We start from the raw sequence: 1,310 nt of genomic DNA, 5'->3' as shown, positions 1-1,310 counted from the left end.
TATTTTGCAAGTAAAAAGTGCAGAGAAATGCAATGACTTTTTACATAGTCTTGCAGCCCACTTCTTATTTTATTTAGTTATTTGATAATGCATTCTTTAATCGATAGCTTTCTCCAGTAAAACTAACAATATGCGCATGGTGAATCAGCCGATCTACTAATGCTGCTGTTAATCTTGGATCAATAAATACCTTATTCCACTGACTAAATTCCAAGTTGCTCGTGATAATAATACTCTTAGTTTCATACCAGTCACTTATGAGTTGAAATAATAATTCTGATCCTGTTTTACTGAATGGTACATATCCCATTTCATCTAATATGATCAGCTGATACTTGTGGCATTTCTTTTTGAAACGTTCTATTGAGAGACTTTTCCATTCTTGTTCCAACTGATCTACTAGTTCTGCTACCCGCCAGAATTTTACATTAATGCCGTTTTCGATTGCTTTAACTCCTAATGCAGTTGCTAAGTGAGTTTTACCTGTTCCAGGTGTACCAACGAAAACGGCGTTTTCGTTTTTATCAATAAAGCTTAAATTCAGTAATTGTTGCTTAGAATCTGGTGTCGAAAAATTGATTTGTTCACGCCAAATATAATCGTTTAAGGTTTTTCGTTTTGGAAATTTTGCTTGGTTATAAAGCCTGGTAATCTTCTTATCGTACCTAATCTCAATTTCCTTTTTAAGTAGGCCTAAAAGCCATGCCGATTTATCATCTTCAGGGAATTGATTTAACTTTGCTATATTAGCCATATTTGATAATCGCAATTCTGTACATGCTTTGGCTAGTTCTTGATTATTCAATTAAGTGACCTACTTTCTGTCTCTTGCTAGTTGATCGTAACTTTTCATATTGACACTGAGCTCTTCCGAAGTTGGTGAAATCCCGACTAGCTCGTAAAACCGTTCATTGATCTCTTTCAATGGATGAGTGCTTAAGAGTGTTATTAGTTCGTCTATTCGGTCGGTTTGTAACCGCCAGTCTTCTGTTGAAAGATAGTAAGCAATTCGTTTGGGAAGGTATTTCCAGTATCTAGAATAGGTCATTGACCGTGGCTTCCTCTTCCAAGTAATAAAAACGCTTGACCACTCAATAGCGCGTTTCTTAGTTAGGTAAGGGCGTCGCCCTTTACTAACAATTTCGCCATTTAGATCATAAATTGTATAACTGGTTGCGGTAAGAACGCAGGTTAATGAAAGCATTGTTTTAGCCATTGGAATATGTATCCTGGTTTTATCAATTGTTACTTCGTTATACCGGTTTGGTTTAACTTCAAATTGCTTAAAAACTGGATAATCTATATCAGGC

At 35.7% G+C, this 1,310-nt stretch carries 1 protein-coding gene and 1 pseudogene; both read right to left on the bottom strand.

Going from position 1 to position 1,310, the window contains the following annotated elements:
- Positions 1 to 73 precede the first annotated feature (73 nt).
- Positions 74 to 805 carry an IS21-like element helper ATPase IstB gene (gene istB, locus HMPREF0549_RS08720; protein WP_040531922.1) on the bottom strand — a complete coding sequence of 244 codons (732 nt, stop codon included), beginning with the start codon at positions 803 to 805 and terminating at the stop codon, positions 74 to 76.
- A 9-nt stretch (positions 806 to 814) separates the two neighbouring features.
- A pseudogene (locus HMPREF0549_RS08715) lies at positions 815 to 1,310 on the bottom strand (IS21 family transposase); the annotation flags it as partial.

This window comes from Limosilactobacillus vaginalis DSM 5837 = ATCC 49540, assembly GCF_000159435.1.
In the GTDB taxonomy this organism is placed as follows: Bacteria; Bacillota; Bacilli; order Lactobacillales; family Lactobacillaceae; genus Limosilactobacillus; species Limosilactobacillus vaginalis.
Note: the sequence above shows the minus strand (reverse complement) of the source record. Positions and strands in the feature narration are given on the sequence as shown.